This window comes from Pseudomonas sp. D1-36 (assembly GCF_051132205.1).
GTDB lineage: Bacteria > Pseudomonadota > Gammaproteobacteria > Pseudomonadales > Pseudomonadaceae > Aquipseudomonas.
Genome location: NZ_CP071674.1, coordinates 2,242,851 through 2,262,144, shown reverse-complemented (window position 1 = coordinate 2,262,144; position 19,294 = coordinate 2,242,851). Strand labels below are relative to the sequence as shown.

Below are 19,294 nucleotides of genomic sequence, written 5' to 3'. Positions count from 1 at the left end.
GTCCTGGTCATGGCCGAGCATCCGATGGAGTCCAAGCTCCGGCCAGCAGTGGAGCTGTACACCGTAGCGATCTGCATCGCGGCCGCGGTGCTGTGCGTGTACTCACCCTGGGCGGTGGCCCTTTCACCCGAGATCGGGCTGGTTACGGCGCTGGCTTACACCTTGTTCGGCCTTATCCGCCTGCGGCAAGCCTGGGAGGTGCTGCGCTATCGGCGCAATATCCGCCGGCTGCCCCGCTATGAGCTGACCAGTCGACAGATTCCGGTGAGCCGCAAACGTCTGTTCATGGGCCGCGGCTTTCGCTGGACCCGTCTGCACACACAGCGCTTGGTCGAAGCCCAAGACCCGACGGTAGCTCACTATGTCGAGCAACCGGCCTGTTACCGTCTGGCCCGAGAACTTGAACGCCGTCTGGAACATGCACCATTTCCACTCTCGGCTCTGGCTCGTGTCACGGCTTGGGACAGTGCCTTCAATCCGCTGCGCCCTTTGCCCCCCGTAGGCGGCTCACCATTGCTGCATGGGGTCGAGCCCGACGAAACGGAAGTCAGCCTGCCGCTGGGCGAACGGGTCGGACATACCCTGGTGTTGGGCACGACCCGTGTCGGCAAGACGCGACTCGCCGAGGTGTACATCACCCAGGACATACACCGCGTTGAACACGAAGTAGTCATCGTCTTCGATCCGAAGGGCGATGCCGACTTGCTCAAACGGATGTATGTTGAAGCCAAGCGGGCCGGTCGGGATAAGGAGTTCTATGTTTTCCATCTAGGCTGGCCGGAGATATCTGCTCGCTACAACGCCGTGGGACGTTTTGGACGCATTTCTGAGGTGGCCTCACGCATCGCCGGACAGCTCAGCGGTGAAGGCAACTCGGCAGCCTTCCGTGAATTCGCTTGGCGTTTCGTCAACATCATCGCCCGAGCTCTGATTGAGTTGGGCCGGCGCCCAGACTACCTGCAGATCCAGCGACATGTGGTCAACATCGATGCGCTGTTCATCGAATACGCCCAGCAGTTTTTCGCCAAGACCGACCCGAAGGCGTGGGAGGTGATCGTACAGCTTGAGGGCAAGCTCACCGAGAAGAACATCCCCCGGCATATGATCGGACGCGAAAAGCGAGTGGTGGCCATCGAGCAGTACCTGGCGGTGAAGCGGGTATTTGATCCGGTAATGGACGGACTGCGTTCGGCAGTGCGCTACGACCGTACTTACTTCGACAAAATCGTTGCCTCGCTACTACCGCTGCTGGAGAAACTTACCACCGGTAAGACCGCTCAGTTACTGGCTCCCAACTACACCGATTTAGATGACCCGCGGACAATCTTCGACTGGATGCAGATCATACGTAAACGCGGCATCGTCTACATCGGCCTGGATGCGCTGACCGACGCCGAGGTGGCCGCCGCTGTGGGCAATTCCATGTTCGCCGACTTGGTCTCAGTCGCGGGCCACATCTACAAACATGGCATTGACCATGGCCTACCCCAATCGGGCGGCACCGGTGACAAGCTGCCGATCAACCTGCACGCCGATGAATTCAACGAGTTGATGGGCGATGAATTCATCCCGCTGATTAACAAGGGTGGCGGTGCCGGCATCCAGGTAACCGCCTACACCCAGACCCTCAGCGATATCGAGGCGCGAATTGGCAACCGGGCCAAAGCCGGTCAAGTGATTGGCAACTTCAACACCCTGCAGATGCTCCGAGTGCGCGAAACCGCTACCGCAGAGTTACTCACCAAGCAGTTGCCTATGGTGAATGTACTGACAAAGACGCTGGTATCCGGAGCCACAGACACCTCCGATCCTGAGGCCAACACCGATTTCACTTCGTCTTCGCAGGATCGCGTCAGCAGCACCAACGTGCCATTGATCGAGCCCGCTCACATCGTCAGCTTGCCCAAGGGGCAAATGTTCTCCTTCCAGGCCGGTGGGCAGCTTTGGAAAGTCCGCATGCCATTGCCTAAGCCTTCCAACGACGATGCCATGCCCAAGGACCTGCAGGAGCTTACCCAGCGGATGCGGGCCACTTACAACGAACAGGCGGGTCAATGGTGGAGTGCGAGCGGTGGCAGCCCAACAACCAACTTCGATCTGGATCAGGTGGGGTAGCCCGCCCCGCTACAGGTTTTGATTCAGCAAACACGTATTCGGCAGGCGCCGTGGCAGCATCAGCTTAACGGTGCGCAATGGAGTAAAGGATGGCGACTTCCGTACAGAGCACGCCGCCACAGCCGATCCAGCGTCCGGGATTGGTCATCTCGGCGATCAGCGTGGTGCTGCGCATCATCGGCTTGGTGATCGCCTCGTTGCTGTTCTCGATCCTGATCGAATTCGCTGGTTTGCTGCTGTTCTGGAGCGATCAGGGTTGGCGACACAGCCAGGCCATGCTGACTAGTGAATTGGGTTGGCTCAGCGAGCACTTCAAAGCTTCACTCATCATCCAACAACCCGGACAGACGATTGTCCAGTGGCTGGACGTTCTCAATCAGTGGCTGCTAGTCAGGACTGGCTTGGCGGATTTTGCCCAGCAGGCGCGGGTGTCAAACCAGGGCAGTGGTTTCAGGAGTTGGATCAATCAGCTTTACCTAAGCATTGAGGATTTCGCGCTGGCGGCGGTGTATGTCACCTTCACCTTCGTGGTTCGCCTGACCATTCTAGTCCTGTCCATACCATTATTTTTGTTAGCTTCGTTCACCGGTTTTGTCGATGGTTTGATGCGCCGCGACCTTCGCAAGTTTGGAGCCGGGCGAGAAAGCAGTTTTGTCTACCACCGCGCTAAACGAGCAGTGATACCCCTGCTGCTCGTGCCCTGGATCATGTATCTGTCCCTGCCCTTTTCGCTCAATCCAATGACCGTCTTTTTGCCTTGCGCGATGATGCTCGGAATAACGACCGCTATCACCGCGGCGACGTTTAAAAAATACATTTGATGGAACGTACTGCTGGAGTGCTAAACCATTCAGGTCGATCTGCGCAACACGGAGACCAAACCAAAGGCCGCCACAACCAATCAATGGTAGGAGATGGCGGCATTGATTGCTGGTACCCGACTGCTCAGTATTCTGGGTGTTCGTTAGGAACTAGGCAGATCCATGCAAGCATTTGCGCTATGAGCAGCCCGGATCACCTCACCCCTTACTGTCTTAACTCGCTGCGCCGCTTTCTCCCCACCGTCCCATTCATGCGACAATTGTTCAGCCGTCACGGGTGCCCCAGAGGAGAACACCCTGATTGCGGGATCTTTATCCGGCTCCTTAGGCCATGACGTCATTCGAAAGACAATGGGCGGTGCACAGAGCATGCGCAGCGGCTGCGGGGAAGATAGCTCAGAGGTACTACTGAGAACTGGTGATGGCACTTCGTCCTGGTAGAGGACAGCGATAAGCCATGAACTTTCGTCCTCATCGACTCCAAACAATGTACCTATAGGAAATCGAACACCAACGTCGGTTTCCTTAGGAAGCGTTACGAGCGATGCATGAGGATTACTTGAGCTAAAAGCATCGGCGTAGAGCGCAACCCAAGCTCGCGGCGAATCGCGCTGCCCTGAGTTTCTCAGAATTAAGGTTGCCACATAATCATGGACACCTTTCCGATATCCACTTTGGCGAACGGCCGAGACTGTGGTCTGACCAGACAACACTGAAATCGAAGGGTGTCCGAGCGCGATCTGATCACTGTAGAACTTTAGCGTCAGTGCTTGTGAGGCAGCTGAAACTTGGTTGGCGTTACGCGCAGCGTCCCATGCCAGAAAGGCAGCGGCGGTAGATCCAATCGTCGCCGCCAATGAAAGTACGGCGATTACACTCGAGCCAGACATGCGATTGCGAGTTGATTGGTAAAACCGGCTGATGCTGTCGAGCCAATCTTCTATGAGTGATTCGAGACGCCAGAGAAAGGACATTGAGCTTCCCCAGAAATGGATAGCTCTATATCGCCCACTCCTAAGAATTCTTTATCCGCTGAAAATGGAGGTGACTTCGCCAGACGCTTACCACCTGCCGTCTGTCGCGGTCGGCGAAAGACGACCGCTCTCGTTCTCTCCCGTACCACGTCTTTGTTGATTTATCCCCCTTTGGTTGCGCCTGGCATCACGCGTCGAACTCGGAGCTGCTCTTTGTATTGCTCACAATATTCATCGATGAGAATCTGCCTGGGCATATCGCTGAACATGTTGCTTTCGTCAGCAAATTCGTGATTGGGCGGTGGGGCCGTCGCAAAAATTCCATTCATTGCATCAACGACGAGGATATAAGAAAAGAGATGGCGCCCTTCCAGGCCGCGAATCTGCCAGTTCGGCGCAACTTGATTTCGAGCATGGTATTTCGCGGCTTGATTTTTTGACCAAAATAGTAATGCATGGACACCATTATCATGGCCCAACCCAAACGGTGCTCCGGTTTCCAAGTCAAAGAAAGTCCAGAAAGGGGTTCCTACGCTGAGTTCGGTTGGTATTGCATTATGACGAAGCCGCATTCCCAACAGCTGTCCAATTGAGGGGATTTCTTCGATACTCAAAGCTGAAATTCGGTTCCGCTCAGCGAAATCCTTAGCTCCAGATTGAAAACCGCTGGCAGAAACGATGACGCCTATTACATCAGAAAACTCATCAATCTTGGCTTTGAACGCCAACACGTCGTTGCGTTCTAGGCGTCTTTTTGTATTTTTACACTCAATAGCAACTCGATGCCGTATCCCAGCCAATTCAAACTCGTAATAGACGTCAATCTGATACTCGGCGCCTTCTCGGCCCATTAAACAAGCATCCTTCGCGACCAAGATGTTGTGGCCGCCGAGCCTCAGAAGCGTCTGATAAACATATAGAACGTGATCCTCAAAATCCTTCCAATTCAGAGAGTTGGAAGTTTCAGTACGTTGCTGTTCGAGGTTTTCTATCAGGCCTAGCATCGACCGTTGGATTGTCTTAGACATGGAGGGGAAGGTTCGAGTTGGATGCCATTGGAAACCGACGCAATCACGCCGGAGTGCAGGCCTGTATCTTATATGAGTCACATTACGCTCAGCATTAATTCAGAAGAATGCTTCTATCAGATGAATCGCCTGGATGCTTCAGGCACCGAGCTTGCTACACGGTCAGCGCCCGTATCGAAATAAAATGACGCAGCGTGTTTCGTGTTTTTTACTGCTGAGCCCTAGGCGTCAGTTGGATGCTAGCCCCAATAACCAAATGGGCTTTCCACGTGCCAACTGTATTTTGCCAAATCTGCTGCCTGCTCGTACTGATCACGTTCAATAGTGGCAGCTATGCCGCATCTGCTCCTGAACAGGATCAGTTGAGCCTAATTTTGCAGCAACTCGAAACTATCGAACGCCTTGCGACTCGTGCGAAGACGGTCAGTACGGCTGAACCCAACGACCGCTATTGCTTCGACTACTTGCGCCTGTCTCAGGACATCCAACGTATTCGCCAGGGCGTGCAGGGCTATCTGTCCCCCTCCCGAGCTCAGCCCCGCGACCCCGCTGAACTGGTCGGCGACTACCGGCTCGACACTCCGCCTGAGGAACTGTCGCCATGAGCATGACTGACGCCCAAACCGCAGCGTTCCAAAACGCCTCCGGTTTCTCGGCACAGAGCAGTTCGACGCTGTGGCTTTCCCTGGTTCTCGTTCTGGCTTTGCTTTGGTGCGCCTGGGTGATGTGGACGGCCTACCGGGGTTGGGCCGCCGGCAGTTTGCGCTTTGGAGCCTTCGGGGGCAGCGCCGTGCGCGTCTTGCTCGCCTTGCTCGTACTGATGTTCTTCACCCTGTCCTAATCCAGGAGATCGCCGCCATGCTCAAGTGCCTTGCCCCTCTGAAAAACAATCTGCGTGATCGTACGAGCCAACGCTTGATCGGTCTGCTGCTGGTGCTCGGCCCAAGCCTAGCTTTCGCCGAGCTCCCCACTATGGAAGCCCCTTCTCGCGGCGAAGGATCCGGGTTGATCGAGACGATCAAAAACTACGCCTATGACGGCGGCATCCTGCTCGGTCTGCTGATCGCTCTGCTCGCGTTTCTCGGCGTGGCCTGGCACTCCCTGACCGTTTATGCCGACGTGCAGAACCAGCGCAAGACCTGGAAGGACCTCGGCGCAGTGGTAGGCATCGGCGCCTTGCTGGTGGTGATCATTATCTGGTTCTTAACCAAGGCTGCCGCAATCCTGTGAGGCCGACATGAACGACACTATCGAACGCCTTGCCGACGGCACCTTAGTGTTTCTGCCTGAGCGACTCAATCGTGATCCTGCCGTGTTGCGCGGTTTGACTAATGATGAGATGTGGGTAGCGCTCGGTACCGGCGCAATCATTGGGCTGGTGCTGGGAGTTCCTTTGGCGATTGCCACCGCCTCTATTGCCGTGGCGCCAACCAGCATGATCGCAGGCATGGCGGTAGTGTTATTGGCCGGTGGGGCGCTACTGCGTCGGGCCAAACGAGCCCGCCCCGAGACCTGGTTGTACCGCAAACTCGAATGGGTCCTCGCCAGCCGTTGGCGCCTGGGTCGCGGAAGTTTGATCCTTCACTCCGGCGCCTGGACGGTTCGCCGTTCGCGTCGGCTGCGCCCTGCTCTGTGCCGGTGGCAGCGATGAGCCGCTTTCGGAACAAGGTGGATGCCCAACAGGCCCATATTTTCAGCCTGCGCCTGGCAGTAGTGATCCTTGTCCTGGTCTGTGCCGGACTCTGGTACGGCTGGCGCTCGGCACCGACCGATCTGACCGTGCATGTACCACCAGATCTGCGCTCGGGCAGCACTCGCAAGTGGTGGGATATCCCTTCAGAAAATATCTATGCCTTTGCCCTGTATATCTTTGGTCAGCTCAACCGCTGGCCCTCGGATGGCGAGCAGGATTATCGCCGCGCCATCTATGGCTTGCAGTCCTACCTGACACCTGCCTGCAAGGCCTTCCTCGACGGCGACTACGAATACCGCAAGGCCGCCGGTGAACTCCGCCAGCGGGTGCGTGGCGTCTACGAAATTCTGGGCCGCGGTTACAGCGAAGATCCGGAACTCAGGGTCAAGCAACTCGACCGCGATAGCTGGCTGGTCACCCTCGACCTCAACGCTGATGAATATTACGCCGCGGAACCGGTGAAACGGGTGGTGGTGCGCTATCCACTACGCGTGGTGCGGTTCGACCTCGATCCCGAACGCAACAAGTGGGGACTGGCACTGGATTGTTATCAAGGCACGCCACAAAAAATCGCTCTGCCTGGAGGTGATTCATGAAGCGGATGTCTACCCCGGCGCTCACCATCGCACTGATGCTATGGGGAGCTGCAGCGCAGGCAGTTGAGTTGATGCGTTGGGAACGCCTCCCCCTCGCGGTACCGCTGGTGATCAATCAGGAGCGGGTGGTCTTTGTCGATGAGGCTGTTCGCGTCGGAGTGCCCTCAACCCTGACGGGCAAGCTGCGTGTGCAATCAACTGGCGGCACGCTGTACCTGCGCGCGTCGGAGGCCATCGCCCCGACCCGCCTACAGCTGCAATCGGTCGCGACGGGCGAGATCATCCTGTTGGACATTGCAGCCAAGCCTGGCGATCAACCGCTGGAACCCGTGCGTATTCTCGAGAATGCTCAGGAGCAGCCTAGCGAGGCTGAATCCAGCACCGTCCCTGCTCCAGAACGTACGCCAATCCCAGTCGCTTTGACGCGCTACGCCGCGCAAAGCCTGTACGCACCGCTACGCACCGTGGAGTCCCTGCCCGGCGTACGTCGCGTCCCGCTAAAGCTGCGCACAGAACTGCCAACCCTGCTGCCGACCGAAAACGTGTCCAGCACGCCCGTCGCCGCCTGGCAACTCGGAGACTACTGGGTTACAGCAGTGAAGTTGCGCAACCGTGGCTCAGCGACGGTGCAACTCGATCCGCGTTGGCTACAGGCCAAGCTATTCGCCGCGGCATTCCAGCACACCTTCCTCGGACCTGTCGGCAGCGCCGAAGACACTACGGTTGCCTACCTCGTCACCCGCGGCGCCGGTCTTGAACACGCCGCGCTGCTCCTGCCTGTTTCGGAAGGTGCCGACGATGAAAGCTAACGCCTTACTTAAATGGCTAGTACCAGCTGTGCTGCTGGGCGTGGCTTTCATCATCTTGAAAACCTGGATAGCGGGTAGTACCTCCCCTCCAGAGCACCCAGTTGGCCAGGACAATATTCAGTTATCCGCCGAGCAAGCCAAGTCGCTCGGTGTTGCGGGCGACACTCCACGCGATACGGTCGCCACCTTGATCGGCCAAGTGAAGGCCATGCGTAGCGACATGCTCGGTTTGAAGAAACACAACGATTCGCTGCAGGCGGAAAACAATCGCCTGCGGGACAGGGAAAACAGTGTTGATTCGCGAATCCAAACGGCGCTTGGCAGTGTGACCCAGCAGGTCGACGAAGGCCGCCGACAAGCCAACGAAGCCCGACTCAAAGCAGAACAAGACAGTCGTCAGGCTCGCGGTCTGCTGACGCAATTGCAGGAACAGTTGTCGGGGTTGACCGGCAAAGGCAAGGATATGCCGATCGGACTGGGGCTTGAACCGGGCGACGGTGCTCAGTTCGAAGGGCAGCATTCTGCCAATGATGCACTGCAGTGGATTGAGCCCTTGGATGCTATGCCCACTGACGCCCAGGGCAATACCAAGACCGGGGCCGCCATGAGTCTGCCTACTGCTTTCAACTCACTGAAGGGTTTGAAGGACAATGCCATCGACCGCAGCCAGAAGCAGTTACGCGAGGTCTCCAAGGGTGAACGTGACTTGACACGCTCCGCTGATCGTACCGAAGGCGCGAAGCCGGTCTACACCATTCCCGAAAACGCAACATTGATGGGTTCGGTCGCCATGACCGCGCTGATCGGCCGAGTCCCAGTCGACGGCACCGTGAATGATCCTTATCCCTTCAAAGTGCTGGTCGGCCCTGAGAACCTGACCGCCAACGGCATCGATCTGCCGGACGTCGCGGGGGCCGTTATGAGCGGCACGGCCTCCGGCGACTGGACCCTGTCGTGCGTACGCGGACAGGTCGAGTCAATTACCTTTGTGTTTACCGACGGCAGTATTCGCACGGTGCCTCAGCCGAAGGCAGTCGCCAGCCGCAATGCATCCACCGCCCAGAGCTCGAACACCGACAAGATTCGTGGCGGACTCGGTTACCTATCCGATCCATATGGCATCCCGTGCATTGCCGGCGAACGCCGCTCAAACGCTCAACAGTACCTTGGCAGCCAGAGCTTGATCACCGCCGCCGGCGCCGGTGTCGCCGCCTTGCTTGGGGATGAGCAGAACAACAGCAGCTTGATCAGTTCGGGCGGCAGTACGCTTGGGGTCACCAGCAGCAGTGGCAATAGCGCGCTGAATTCAATTCTCAGTGGTGGGGTCAGCGACATTCGCGAGTGGATCAACAAACTGTATGGCGAGACCTTTGCTGCCGTGTACGTGCCACCGGCCGCCCAAGTCGCGCTGCACCTCGACCATGAAATTACTATCGACTACGAGCCCAAGGGCCGGAGCGTTCGCCATGAAAAAGACCACGTTTCTCTGCCTGACCTGGATTAGCGTGTTTTCCTTGGTCCTGACGGGGTGTTCCACTGATAAGGAGACGCTGCTGCCCCATGGCGAGCAAACCATGCTGGACATCTGGAACAACGCCGGGTCGCAAGGCACTCAGCAGCAACTGTTGGATGCAAGGCAGCAGTTACGCCGTCCGCTGGCTCAGGCAGATGTCTCCGCGGCTCTCCAGGAACCGTACACGCGCACAGCGGCGAACGAGATCCGCAACCTGTTCCCGCGCCTGCCCAATCCCGATCTGGTGCTGTACGTGTATCCGCATTTGAGTGGTACCGAGCAAGCACCGGTTCCTGGTTACTCGACCGTCTTTCCGTTCTACCAACGGGTGCAGTACGCATTACCCGGTGAACGTCAGGAAGACTTGTAGTGCGTACCAGCGATGCGGGCAACCGAACTTCTGCATGGAAAGCCTGGCGCCACCCATTGCGCCCTCGGGCCACCTTGGCCGATGAAGCTGCACTCTATGCGCATAACCCCAGCTTCACCGATCACCTGCCATGGGTCGAATACCTCGACACCCAGCAGTGTTTTCTACTGGATGACAACCGCTCGGTGGGTGCCGTGTTCGAGTTGCTGCCCATTGGTACTGAAGGGCGCGAACCCGATTGGTTGATGGCCGCCCGCGATGCCCTCGAGGATGCCCTGCAGGATAGCTTCGATGAGCTGGACCAAGCGCCGTGGGTGGCGCAGTTTTTCTGCCAGGACGATAACGATTTCACCCCCTACCTGACGCGGCTCACCGATTATATTCATAACAGCGCGCGAGGCACGGTCTTCACCGAAACGTTTTTGGAACTCAGTCGTCGTCATCTGAAGGCCATCGCCAAGCCGGGAGGTCTGTTCGAGGACAAGGCCGTCACGCGCCTACCCTGGCGCGGCAATAATCGACGGGGGCGCCTGGTGATCTATCGCTGGCTTGAGGATGGCATTGAGGAGACGGGACTTACCCCGGTGCAATCCCTGCAACAGGCTTGCGAACGTATCGTGGCTTCGTTGCAAGCATGCGGGGTGCAATCGGCGCGAGTCGATGGCCACGGTCTGTATGCTTGGTTGTTGCCCTGGTTCAATCCGGCGCCCAGGCTCACCGATGAAGCGTCCGAGGATTTTTACCAACGCGTGGCCTATCCGGAGTCAGGTGATGGCGAGTCGCTGGAACTGCCCTTCGATCACGACTTCGCCGAACGGCTGTTTTTCAACGAACCGCGTTCGGATGTGCAACAGGGACTCTGGTTTTTCGATGGACAACCCCATCGGGTGATGGTGGTGGACAAACTGCGGCGGGCACCGTCGATTGGCCAACTCACCGGAGAAACCCGCAAGGGCGATGCAGTCAATGCGCTGTTCGACCAGTTACCCGAAGGCACGGTGATGAGCCTGACCCTAGTGGTCAAGCCGCAGGACGTGCTCGAGGATCAGTTAAACCGGCTGGCGCGCAAAGCCATCGGTGAAAACCTGGCCTCGACCCAGACCCGCCAGGATGTTGAAGAGGCTCGCGCGATCATCGGCTGTCAGCACAAGCTATACCGGGGCACCCTGGCATTTTACGTGCGCGGTCACGATGAACAGCAATTGCACCAGCGATCGGTCAGCCTGGCCAACGCGCTGCTGGGTGCGGGGCTGCAACCGGTACGTGAAGGCGATGAGGTCGCCGCGTGCAACAGTTACCTGCGTTGGCTACCGATGTCTTACAACCCGGCCCGCGACACGCGCAACTGGTACACGCGGCTGATGTTCGCCCAGCACCTGGCGAATCTGATCCCGGTGTGGGGGCGCAGTACCGGTACCGGTCACCCGGGCATCACCTTGTTCAATCGTAGTGGCTCGCCGTTGAGCTTTGATCCGTTGTCACGCCTAGACCGGGCCATGAACGGCCATCTGCTGTTGTTCGGTCCGACCGGCGCCGGTAAGTCGGCCACCCTGGTCACCCTGCTGATGCAGGTCATGGCGGTGTACCGCCCTCGCCTGTTTATCATTGAGGCCGGTAACTCATTCGGCTTGCAGGGCGACTACTTCGCAACGCAAGGCCTATCAGTCAATAAGGTCCAATTGAAACCTGGCGCCTCGGTCAGCCTCGCGCCTTTCGCTGATGCTTACCGTCTAGTCGAGCAGCCAGATCAGGTGGCGAGTCTTTCCATAGATGAGTGGGACGATGAGACGGCAGCCAGCAGAGAAGACCAGCGCGATGTTCTTGGCGAACTGGAGATCACCGCCCGGCTGATGATCACTGGCGGCGAGGCCAAGGAAGAAGCCCGCCTGAGTCGGGCCGATCGCAGCTTAATCCGCGAGTGCATTCTCGATGCGGCGCAGACCTGTGCGGCGGCGATTCGCCAGGTACTGACCCGCGACGTGCGCGACGCGTTGCTGCGAGTCGCCGCCGATACGCACTTGCCGGAGAAGCGTCGTGAGCGTGCCCAAGAAATGGGCGAGTCTATCGACCTGTTTTGCCAGGGTTTCGAAGGTGAACTGTTTGATCGCGAAGGCACACCTTGGCCCGAGAGCGATGTGACCATTGTCGATCTCGCCACTTACGCTCGCGAAGGCTACGAGGCACAGATGTCCATCAGCTACATCAGCCTGATGAACACCGTGAACAACCTTGCCGAGCGCGACCAGTACCTAGGCCGACCGATCATCATGGTCACCGACGAGGGCCATATCATCACCAAGAACCCGCTGCTGGCGCCCTTCGTGGTCAAGGGCACGAAGATGTGGCGCAAGCTCGGTGCCTGGTTCTGGCTGGCGACGCAAAACCTTGCCGACTTCCCCACCGCCGCGCAGACCATGCTCAACATGATCGAATGGTGGATTTGCTTGAACATGCCGCCCGCGGAAATCGAAGAAATCGCACGGTTCAAGAAACTCACGCCGGCACAGAAAGCCTTGCTGCTCTCCGCCAGTAAGGAGCCGGGGAAATACACCGAAGGAGTGGTGCTATCGAAGAAGCTCGAAACGCTGTTTCGGGCCGTGCCGCCCAGTCTTTATCTCGCCCTGGCCATGACGGAGCCCGAGGAAAAAGCCGAACGCTGGACACTGATGCAGAGCACCGGCTGCTCGGAATTGGAGGCGGCTTACCGGGTAGCTGAACGGATCGATAGGATGCGAGGAATTAAGTGAAACGGGGCTGATCCTAGGTTTCGATCAACCCGGCAGCAAATCCTTGAACACCTTCTCCACGTAGGCTTGCATGAACCAGTCAGGAATCTCATCAGCCCTGAATTCAAGGTCGGTCCCGTCTGTTACTTCAGCGAGCAGCACAAGATCAGCGCCTGAGTTATCAAAGATATAAGCCCGGTTCGAGGCTGCGAGGGCTGCTGGCAATAGGTTCAGGCAACGACCGTAGCGCTGCACAATTTTTTCCGTGGGGACTGGGTGCCCACCTGCCGCGACACGGTTCTTGACCCTGTTGATATTGATGTCAGGATCTTCAGTGGCGACAAAGTAGAGGTAGGTTCGATATCCCGACGCTTTTGCCTTAAGCATAAAAGCGACTTTGTCCTCGCTAGACATCACCGTTTCGAAGGTGAAAGACAACTGCGCTTCAAGGAGCTTGTGCCGCATGAAATCAGAGAGCACGGAAGCAAAATAGGAGTTCATCGCGACGGACTGGAAATTCAGCCCGTTATTGCTGAAGCCTATTTTGGATGCCTCTTCAACGAGCTGGGTCGACCGAATCAGTCGATGCGCCTTGATAAAGCCGAGAACCTCGTCACCTTCGACTTCCAGTTGAAAATCGCTGAACTCCAGGCGTCCACCCTCTTTGGCAGCCTTTTCGATTTCATCCGGATTGATGTAGATACCAATCAGATGGGAAGGAACGGCACTTTTCATCGTGCTTTTGCCAGAACCGTTAGGACCGGCAAACATCCTCAGCCGAGGAACCGTCATGAGCAGTGACGCACCTTGATAATGCCGCCCAAGGTCACTTTATGCTTGGGCTTGGCCACTCGAATAACCTTGTGCTTACCATCAGCAGTCGTCTCAACGAGCATGCCGTCCATGACTTCCATCACGCTGCGTCCGGCCGCCAGCGCGTTGATATAGGCCGTATTGATCGCACCTTCAGCCATAGCTGGGATTTTACCCTCCAGTCGGCTCACCAGATCATCACTCAACACTTGTTCGGCTTTCATATCGAGCTCCACGTTCTCAGAGCGTGCAGAGATCTGCACTTACCAGAATCCTAGCTGCGTAAGTCTATCTGTAACAGCACAACGCTACTTCCGTCAGATCTTCATTCTAGAGGAATGGTGTCTGGAACCATACCTCCCAGTAAAGTTTCGTCTACAAGCCATATCGGCAGGTTTGGAGCCGCACGGCTAAGGTGGAACGCCCTGAAGCCGTTGCTGAATTCTCAATAAAAATCCTGCTTCAAAAGCGTCCTGAGAGTCTCCTGCCGGAAAAGTCTTACGTGCCTGCGCCAGTTCCCACCACAGCGGTACGTCACCGGGTGTATTAAGCCAGGCCTGGGCGCATTGCACGCCACGTTCGATCATGGGCGCAAATTCGCTGCCCCACGGTGTCAGCAGACTCGGGCAACCGTCCGCTGCAGGAATTGAAACGTAGTTTTCGTCCATAGACACCTTAGCTTTCGATTTATTTATTAATGCTGGGTCTGTTCAAAGCAGCATAGAAACAAAACTGGCACTTCGCTTAAGCGCCAAAAAAGATCTCGAATCAGGCCTATGTAGACTATATCCCGTGGATTGAGAGTCCCTCAAGGCGCAGTTTGCGCGCATGACTCAAGACTACGAACAGCTCCGTCTGCAACTCGCGGAAAACATCCGCTCGATGCGACGCGTGAAGAACCTTACCCAGGAGCAATTGGCGCTCATGGCCGAGGTGGATCGTACCTACGTGAGTCAAATCGAACGAGGGGTAGGCAATCCGTCGTTATTGGTCCTCTGCAAACTCGCCAACATTTTCGAGATCAAAACGGATCAGCTGCTCATTGAGTCTGACGTGCTTGCTCGTACACTGAGCGCTGAATGACCATCTGCCGATTTAGAAGGTCGCTGTAAACCGACGATCCCGCGCTCGGCTTTCTCACTGACACCCCTCTCTCGATTATTGAACCTGTCCAGGCCATACACCCAGAGTCTGGATCATGTCTGCTGCCTGCCCGCATATTTCGCCCCAGAAGTTACATCCTTTGGTGCTGAGCATTCTGCTGGCATCCGGGTCAAGCGTAGCGCTGGATACCGGCAGCATTACCGCCTCCGTGCTTTCTCCAGACTGCATCGAGTACAGGGTCGTCGGCATCTGCTTCTGGTTGCTCTGCACCCCTTTTGGCTGCACGGTTAAAACCTCAACCAGGGTTCGTCATTTCATTCCTGAACTGGTGGTCTCCAGCTATGCCACCACCGGTAGCAATCCGTGGACCGAGATGGCCGCTCTCTCATCTCCCACCAGCGGTGCGGAAGGTGGCGGTAACCTAATCACGCCGAACACCCAGCGCGATAACCTGCCTCGTTTCAAAAATGTTGATGGCATCGGCCATCCCGGTGGCTGGGCCGCCACGCAACTTGCCTTGCAAACCGGCTACGCCTGCACCAGCGGCGCCACTGCGTTCATGCCCTACTACCTGAGCACTTGGGACTCACTGGCCTGGCGTCATGGCATCCCGGAAAGCTTTTACCCCGAGTCGCTCGCGCCCGGGATCCGTGAAATCGGTCGTCAGCTCGCGGGAAACATGTGGGGCAACGTCTATCCCCGGCAAGGATTTTTGGTGCAACCCGACGACTTCAAAGCCGCTGCGGTGATGGCGCAGCGAGCGGGTGACGTCATTACCCGCAACTGGCAACCGCACGTGTATGTCCCGCTCACACCCGTACCACGCGATGGTTATTGGCCGCCTGGCCCGATCGTTGAAAACGACGCTTCGACCCACAAATGGCAATTGCTCTACCCCCGGGTTCATCCCACATGCGCCATCTTCCCCAGCGATCCGGTGCAGAGCGCGGATGGCGGCTACGCCTGGTCGCTGTGGCGCCCCTATAGCTGCTGCAAGCGTGAGGGACAGACCTTCCTGTTCAGCATCGACTTCGAAGGTGGAACGTCATGAGTCGACTTCTCGCAGGATCATGGTTGGGCTCGATGATTTTATTGCTCAGCGGGCTGCTCGCCGTGGCCACCCATGCCCATGCCGCCGAGGACGATTACCGTCTAGGCACTCAAGGCGAAGTGCTCGACGACCGGGTGATGTACACCATCGGTGGTGGCTCGGCAGCGGGCTCGCCGAGCTCGCTCTATCGCCCCAACGGGCTCGGTGTCGGCGGATCCTGGCAGGCGAACATGATGTGCGGAAACATGAGCCTCACCAACACCTTGCAAAACCAGTTGAACGGCGTCACCGAAGGTTTCCAGCAGATCATGGGCAGCATCGTGCGAAACGCGACCCAAGCAGTCATGTCGCTGCCGGCGCTGATTATTCAGCGCGCTAATCCCGGACTCTATGAGTTGCTCAGTAACGGGGTGATGCAGGGGCGTATCGACTTCGACCGCTCCAAACTGACCTGCCAGGCCATGGCTGAGAAGATGGCGGACAAGGTCGGTCAAGCCGGCTGGGGCGCATTGGCCAAGAACCAGGAGATGCAGGGCAACCTCGAACAAACCGGCGGTGATGCGGTGGCCGCAGTGAAAAACACCGAGGCCCGTAACGGCAACAATGGGGTGTCATGGGTCGGCGGGCAGAAGGCTGGAGGTAGCGGACAAACACCCATCCGGGCAACCTCCGACGTAGTGCGCGCGGGCTACAACCTGCTGCATAACCGGTCCGTGGATGACAGCGCCTCGATCAGTAGCAGTGATTGCCTGGGCGGCGCTATTTGCCAGGCATGGACCTCACCCCAAGAGGAATCCGAATGGGCTGTTCGAGTGTTGGGCGAGACCGAAGTCGCCACCTGCGACACCTGCGAGACTCTGCGGGCTACCGCTGGCAGCGGACTGACGCCGCTGATCCAGGAGGCCTACAGTGAACACCTCAAGACCCTGCAAGGGCTGTTGTCCGGCTCATTGCCGCCTACCCCTGACAATCTGAGCAACGCCTCCAGCCCGATGCTGCCAGTGACCCGAGGTGTGATCGAAGCCCTGCGCGACGATCCTGATCAGGAACTTCTGGCACGGCGCCTGGCCAGTGAGACGGCCCTATCCAGCGTGCTCGACAAAGCGCTCCTGCTATTGCGCACGCTGCTGGCAGGCAGCCACGAACCTAACATCGCTTCCGCCGAACCGGCCCAAACAGCCTTGACGAAAAACATCGACACGCTGGAGCGCGAAATCCGCCTGTTGCAGACCGAGCTGCAGGTCCGGCAGATGCTCACCACTAATACCGCCAGTCTGGTGCTCGATCGACATGCCGGAGGTGCTGATGCGTCGCGCACCGTCGAACAAGGCGACCCTGAACCTGGCCGACTCGACGACGCTGATGCCAGGCGCAAGTGAGCCATGAAACGCTCACTGCTATTCACTTTGCTTTCAAGTCTCTGGGTTGCAGCAGTGATGATCCTGACCGCCGCAATGGTCGCCTGGATCGGCCGCACTGCGCTGGGCAGTTTCGAGGTCTGGCAGCAAACCTTGGAATCGATACGGCCTTATCTGCGGTGGTGGCGCGCCCTGCTCTATGGCGTCCTCTTTGCGCTCTGGTGGGACCTGCTGAGGCACTACCGATATCGACCGCAGGACCGACTGCGCGTGAAACGCGCCGGGATATTAGGGCTGTTGCTCTTTACCTGCGTCGAGCTCACTCGATTGTGAGGTCACGACCATGCTCATGAGCACCAACAGCTACCTGGAGTTTTACCTCTCCCTGCTGGCATGGATCATTAACAACGGTATCTGGAACGTCCTGTCCGATACTGGACTGTTCGCCGCGCCCTTTGGTGCAATCATCTTGCAAGAATGGTTGTCGGCCCGTCAGCAAGGCGCGGATGAAGGCAACAAGGGATTGCTCTCGGTGCCTCGAATCGAAAACCGGCTTTGGTTGGCTTACATCGTCGTATTGTTCGGCTGCGCGCCGGTCTTCCCGCTAAACCTCGCCTCAATGGCCTTCGATGATGCAGCGAGCCAACGGTGCGGTGTCAGTGTGGCCAAGCCATCGGAAACCGCCTGGGGAATCACTTTCAACACCATCGGCGAACGCTCTGCCAATGTGCCGATCTGGTGGTTTCTGGTGCACGCCTTGAGTAAAGGAGTGACCGCAGCGGCCACCGCCTCCATTCCCTGCGCACCGGACATCCGGCAGATGCGCATGGAGATCGACAGTTCTCGCATCGATAACCAGGTACTGCTACAGGAAGTCGCCGACTTCACTCGCGACTGCTACGGCTATTCCCGCTCTCGGCTGTTCACCAATCGTCCGCAGCTGGACAAGGCGCAAAGTCATGATGCGTCCTGGATCGGCTCAAGCTATTTTCTCGACACTCCGGGCTACTACGACACCGATCGCTCACGGACACCGCGAGTCAGTTGGCCCTATGATGAAACACGCGATATTTCTTTGCCACGGCTGGAGAATGGCGCTGGCTACCCCACTTGCAAACAGTGGTGGAATGATGGCGGTGTCGGGTTGCGAGCACGATTGATCGAGCAAGTTGACCCTTCGCTGCTGACTCAGCTGAACGGCTGGTTGACTGGCCGCTCAAGCAACGAGATCGAGGATGCCACCCTGCGCGAACTGGTCAGCCCGCGCCAGCAATCGATGTCCATGTCGCCCGGACAGGTGTACCAGGACTACGGCTCCAGTGCTCGCGGCGGGTCGATCAATCAGGGGCTCAACAACTTAGCCACCAACACTGGGCTGGCCCTCGGCTCCTTCAGCAACTTCCCGGCAATGAATGCACTACGCGCTGCCCTGCCGATGGTGCAGGCTTTCCTGATCATGGGCGTCATCATCAGCCTGCCGCTGATCCTGCTGGTCAGTACCTACCAATTGAAGACCGTCATGACGGCGACGTTCGCGCTGTTCACGCTACACATGCTGACCTTCTGGTGGGAGTTGGCCCGCTGGGTCGACTCCAGCATGCTCGATACCTTGTACAACCAAGTGTCGGCGTCCAATCAGGTGCTGTTGTCGCTGCCGACATCCGGATTTATGGATGGAACCGTCACGGCACAGGTGATTGAGTATGTGATGGGGGCGATGTTCGTCGTGCTTCCGATGTTGTTTTTGGCTGCAATGAGCTGGGCAGGATATAGCGTTGGCTCAATCGCCGACGGCATGCTTAGCAAAGGAGCAGCTCAAGCGCAGGACGCTGGTGCAAGGGGCACTGGAGCTCTGATGTCTGCCGGAAAGGCCTTAAAGTAGGGACCGAAGAGCTCGACTAAAGGTCTTTTAAATCAGGCTGACCGGGTGCGCGACCATACTCATACTCACCATATGGATCGCCATATGCTTTGTAACGGAGAGCATCCTTAGGTTTGATAGGTGTTCCATTCGCGATGGCCCAACACAAGGCGATAAGGATTATCACCGACACTGTGAGCCATAAGCTAACTAGAAGCAGTCCTGCAGCAACTGCCAACTTGAAGATTAAAAAACTCCCGCGAACAAGCAGCTTGCCTGCGGGCATACCTGCCGTCACCGCACGCTCAGCCGTGCGGGACTCAAATGCTTTCAACTTGCGATACCCGCGTTTTATCGACATGCCACAGGTATATGCCCAGTGGTGGACGCGGGAAACCTCAACACGGTTTTGAGTCGGCATGGTCTCGCCCTCTTCTGAGCGTCTTCATGGTTGAGAGAGGA

22 protein-coding genes are annotated in these 19,294 nt (G+C 57.5%); 16 read left to right on the top strand and 6 right to left on the bottom strand.

Translation table 11 applies throughout. The features are described 5' to 3' along the window. The first annotated feature begins 9 nt into the window (after nucleotides 1-9). Together traD and J3P76_RS10265 are read left to right on the top strand one after the other, a co-directional pair. Entirely contained in the window at nucleotides 10-2,115 is a 2,106-nt protein-coding gene (gene traD, locus J3P76_RS10270) for a type IV conjugative transfer system coupling protein TraD (protein WP_434701835.1), read from the top strand. 89 nt (nucleotides 2,116-2,204) lie between these two features. Beyond that, entirely contained in the window at nucleotides 2,205-2,936 is a 732-nt protein-coding gene (locus tag J3P76_RS10265; protein ID WP_434701834.1) for a TIGR03747 family integrating conjugative element membrane protein, read from the top strand. Between the two features lie 143 nt (nucleotides 2,937-3,079). Here the strand turns inward: J3P76_RS10265 and J3P76_RS10260 are convergent, their stop codons facing one another. Next, nucleotides 3,080-3,910 carry a hypothetical protein gene (locus tag J3P76_RS10260; protein WP_434701833.1) on the bottom strand — a complete coding sequence of 277 codons (831 nt, stop codon included), beginning with the start codon at nucleotides 3,908-3,910 and terminating at the stop codon, nucleotides 3,080-3,082. 161 nt (nucleotides 3,911-4,071) lie between these two features. Continuing rightward, nucleotides 4,072-4,938: a restriction endonuclease gene (locus tag J3P76_RS10255; protein WP_434701832.1), complete on the bottom strand. Its 867-nt coding sequence runs from the start codon at nucleotides 4,936-4,938 to the stop codon at nucleotides 4,072-4,074. Between the two features lie 236 nt (nucleotides 4,939-5,174). On the opposite strand from J3P76_RS10255, the gene J3P76_RS10250 reads away from it, so the two are divergent. Genes J3P76_RS10250 through J3P76_RS10210 form a run of 9 tightly spaced genes read left to right on the top strand, consistent with a single transcriptional unit; the run spans nucleotide 5,175 to nucleotide 12,666 of the window. Continuing rightward, complete coding sequence (locus J3P76_RS10250) at nucleotides 5,175-5,543, top strand: RAQPRD family integrative conjugative element protein (protein WP_434701831.1); 369 nt, start codon at nucleotides 5,175-5,177, stop codon at nucleotides 5,541-5,543. Then, nucleotides 5,540-5,779, top strand: coding sequence for a TIGR03758 family integrating conjugative element protein (locus tag J3P76_RS10245; protein WP_434701830.1), 240 nt, complete (start codon nucleotides 5,540-5,542; stop codon nucleotides 5,777-5,779). The genes J3P76_RS10250 and J3P76_RS10245 overlap by 4 nt, the downstream gene beginning before the upstream one ends. 17 nt (nucleotides 5,780-5,796) lie before the next feature. Then, on the top strand, nucleotides 5,797-6,168 hold the full coding sequence (locus tag J3P76_RS10240; RefSeq protein WP_039011261.1) for a TIGR03745 family integrating conjugative element membrane protein: 372 nt from the start codon (nucleotides 5,797-5,799) through the stop codon (nucleotides 6,166-6,168). Nucleotides 6,169-6,175: 7 nt separating this feature from the next. Continuing rightward, entirely contained in the window at nucleotides 6,176-6,589 is a 414-nt protein-coding gene (locus tag J3P76_RS10235) for a TIGR03750 family conjugal transfer protein (RefSeq protein WP_434701829.1), read from the top strand. Beyond that, nucleotides 6,586-7,227: a PFL_4703 family integrating conjugative element protein gene (locus J3P76_RS10230; protein ID WP_434701828.1), complete on the top strand. Its 642-nt coding sequence runs from the start codon at nucleotides 6,586-6,588 to the stop codon at nucleotides 7,225-7,227. Before J3P76_RS10235 ends, J3P76_RS10230 begins: the two co-directional genes overlap by 4 nt. Then, a complete protein-coding gene (locus tag J3P76_RS10225) occupies nucleotides 7,224-8,036 on the top strand; it encodes a TIGR03749 family integrating conjugative element protein (protein WP_434701827.1) in 813 nt (270 codons plus the stop codon). The genes J3P76_RS10230 and J3P76_RS10225 overlap by 4 nt, the downstream gene beginning before the upstream one ends. Next, nucleotides 8,026-9,540 carry a TIGR03752 family integrating conjugative element protein gene (locus J3P76_RS10220; RefSeq protein ID WP_434701826.1) on the top strand — a complete coding sequence of 505 codons (1,515 nt, stop codon included), beginning with the start codon at nucleotides 8,026-8,028 and terminating at the stop codon, nucleotides 9,538-9,540. The genes J3P76_RS10225 and J3P76_RS10220 overlap by 11 nt, the downstream gene beginning before the upstream one ends. Continuing rightward, entirely contained in the window at nucleotides 9,503-9,919 is a 417-nt protein-coding gene (locus tag J3P76_RS10215; RefSeq protein WP_434701825.1) for a TIGR03751 family conjugal transfer lipoprotein, read from the top strand. The genes J3P76_RS10220 and J3P76_RS10215 overlap by 38 nt, the downstream gene beginning before the upstream one ends. After that, complete coding sequence (locus J3P76_RS10210; RefSeq protein ID WP_434701824.1) at nucleotides 9,919-12,666, top strand: conjugative transfer ATPase; 2,748 nt, start codon at nucleotides 9,919-9,921, stop codon at nucleotides 12,664-12,666. Before J3P76_RS10215 ends, J3P76_RS10210 begins: the two co-directional genes overlap by 1 nt. 24 nt (nucleotides 12,667-12,690) lie before the next feature. Here the strand turns inward: J3P76_RS10210 and J3P76_RS10205 are convergent, their stop codons facing one another. The 3 genes from J3P76_RS10205 to J3P76_RS10195 form a co-directional block, all read right to left on the bottom strand. Next, nucleotides 12,691-13,437, bottom strand: coding sequence for a zeta toxin family protein (locus J3P76_RS10205; protein WP_434701823.1), 747 nt, complete (start codon nucleotides 13,435-13,437; stop codon nucleotides 12,691-12,693). Further along, on the bottom strand, nucleotides 13,434-13,682 hold the full coding sequence (locus J3P76_RS10200) for a hypothetical protein (protein ID WP_434701822.1): 249 nt from the start codon (nucleotides 13,680-13,682) through the stop codon (nucleotides 13,434-13,436). The genes J3P76_RS10205 and J3P76_RS10200 overlap by 4 nt, the downstream gene beginning before the upstream one ends. A gap of 186 nt (nucleotides 13,683-13,868) precedes the next feature. Next, nucleotides 13,869-14,126 carry a LasR-specific antiactivator QslA gene (locus J3P76_RS10195; protein WP_434701821.1) on the bottom strand — a complete coding sequence of 86 codons (258 nt, stop codon included), beginning with the start codon at nucleotides 14,124-14,126 and terminating at the stop codon, nucleotides 13,869-13,871. Nucleotides 14,127-14,286: 160 nt separating this feature from the next. Here J3P76_RS10195 and J3P76_RS10190 point away from each other — a divergent pair, with 160 nt between their 5' ends. The 5 genes from J3P76_RS10190 to J3P76_RS10170 all read left to right on the top strand — a co-directional run bounded on the left by J3P76_RS10190 (nucleotide 14,287) and on the right by J3P76_RS10170 (nucleotide 18,853). Then, nucleotides 14,287-14,541 carry a helix-turn-helix domain-containing protein gene (locus J3P76_RS10190; RefSeq protein ID WP_047703579.1) on the top strand — a complete coding sequence of 85 codons (255 nt, stop codon included), beginning with the start codon at nucleotides 14,287-14,289 and terminating at the stop codon, nucleotides 14,539-14,541. Between the two features lie 115 nt (nucleotides 14,542-14,656). Continuing rightward, a complete protein-coding gene (locus tag J3P76_RS10185) occupies nucleotides 14,657-15,613 on the top strand; it encodes a TIGR03756 family integrating conjugative element protein (protein WP_434701820.1) in 957 nt (318 codons plus the stop codon). After that, on the top strand, nucleotides 15,610-16,992 hold the full coding sequence (locus tag J3P76_RS10180; protein ID WP_434701819.1) for an integrating conjugative element protein: 1,383 nt from the start codon (nucleotides 15,610-15,612) through the stop codon (nucleotides 16,990-16,992). Before J3P76_RS10185 ends, J3P76_RS10180 begins: the two co-directional genes overlap by 4 nt. Before the next feature lie 3 nt (nucleotides 16,993-16,995). Beyond that, entirely contained in the window at nucleotides 16,996-17,304 is a 309-nt protein-coding gene (locus J3P76_RS10175; RefSeq protein WP_434701818.1) for a hypothetical protein, read from the top strand. A 10-nt stretch (nucleotides 17,305-17,314) separates the two neighbouring features. Continuing rightward, nucleotides 17,315-18,853, top strand: coding sequence for a conjugal transfer protein TraG N-terminal domain-containing protein (locus tag J3P76_RS10170; protein ID WP_434701817.1), 1,539 nt, complete (start codon nucleotides 17,315-17,317; stop codon nucleotides 18,851-18,853). A 16-nt stretch (nucleotides 18,854-18,869) separates the two neighbouring features. Here the strand turns inward: J3P76_RS10170 and J3P76_RS10165 are convergent, their stop codons facing one another. Further along, the gene (locus J3P76_RS10165) at nucleotides 18,870-19,253 is read right to left on the bottom strand and encodes a DUF3742 family protein (RefSeq protein WP_054070013.1); all 384 of its coding nucleotides are present in this window, start codon (nucleotides 19,251-19,253) and stop codon (nucleotides 18,870-18,872) included. Nucleotides 19,254-19,294 lie beyond the last annotated feature (41 nt).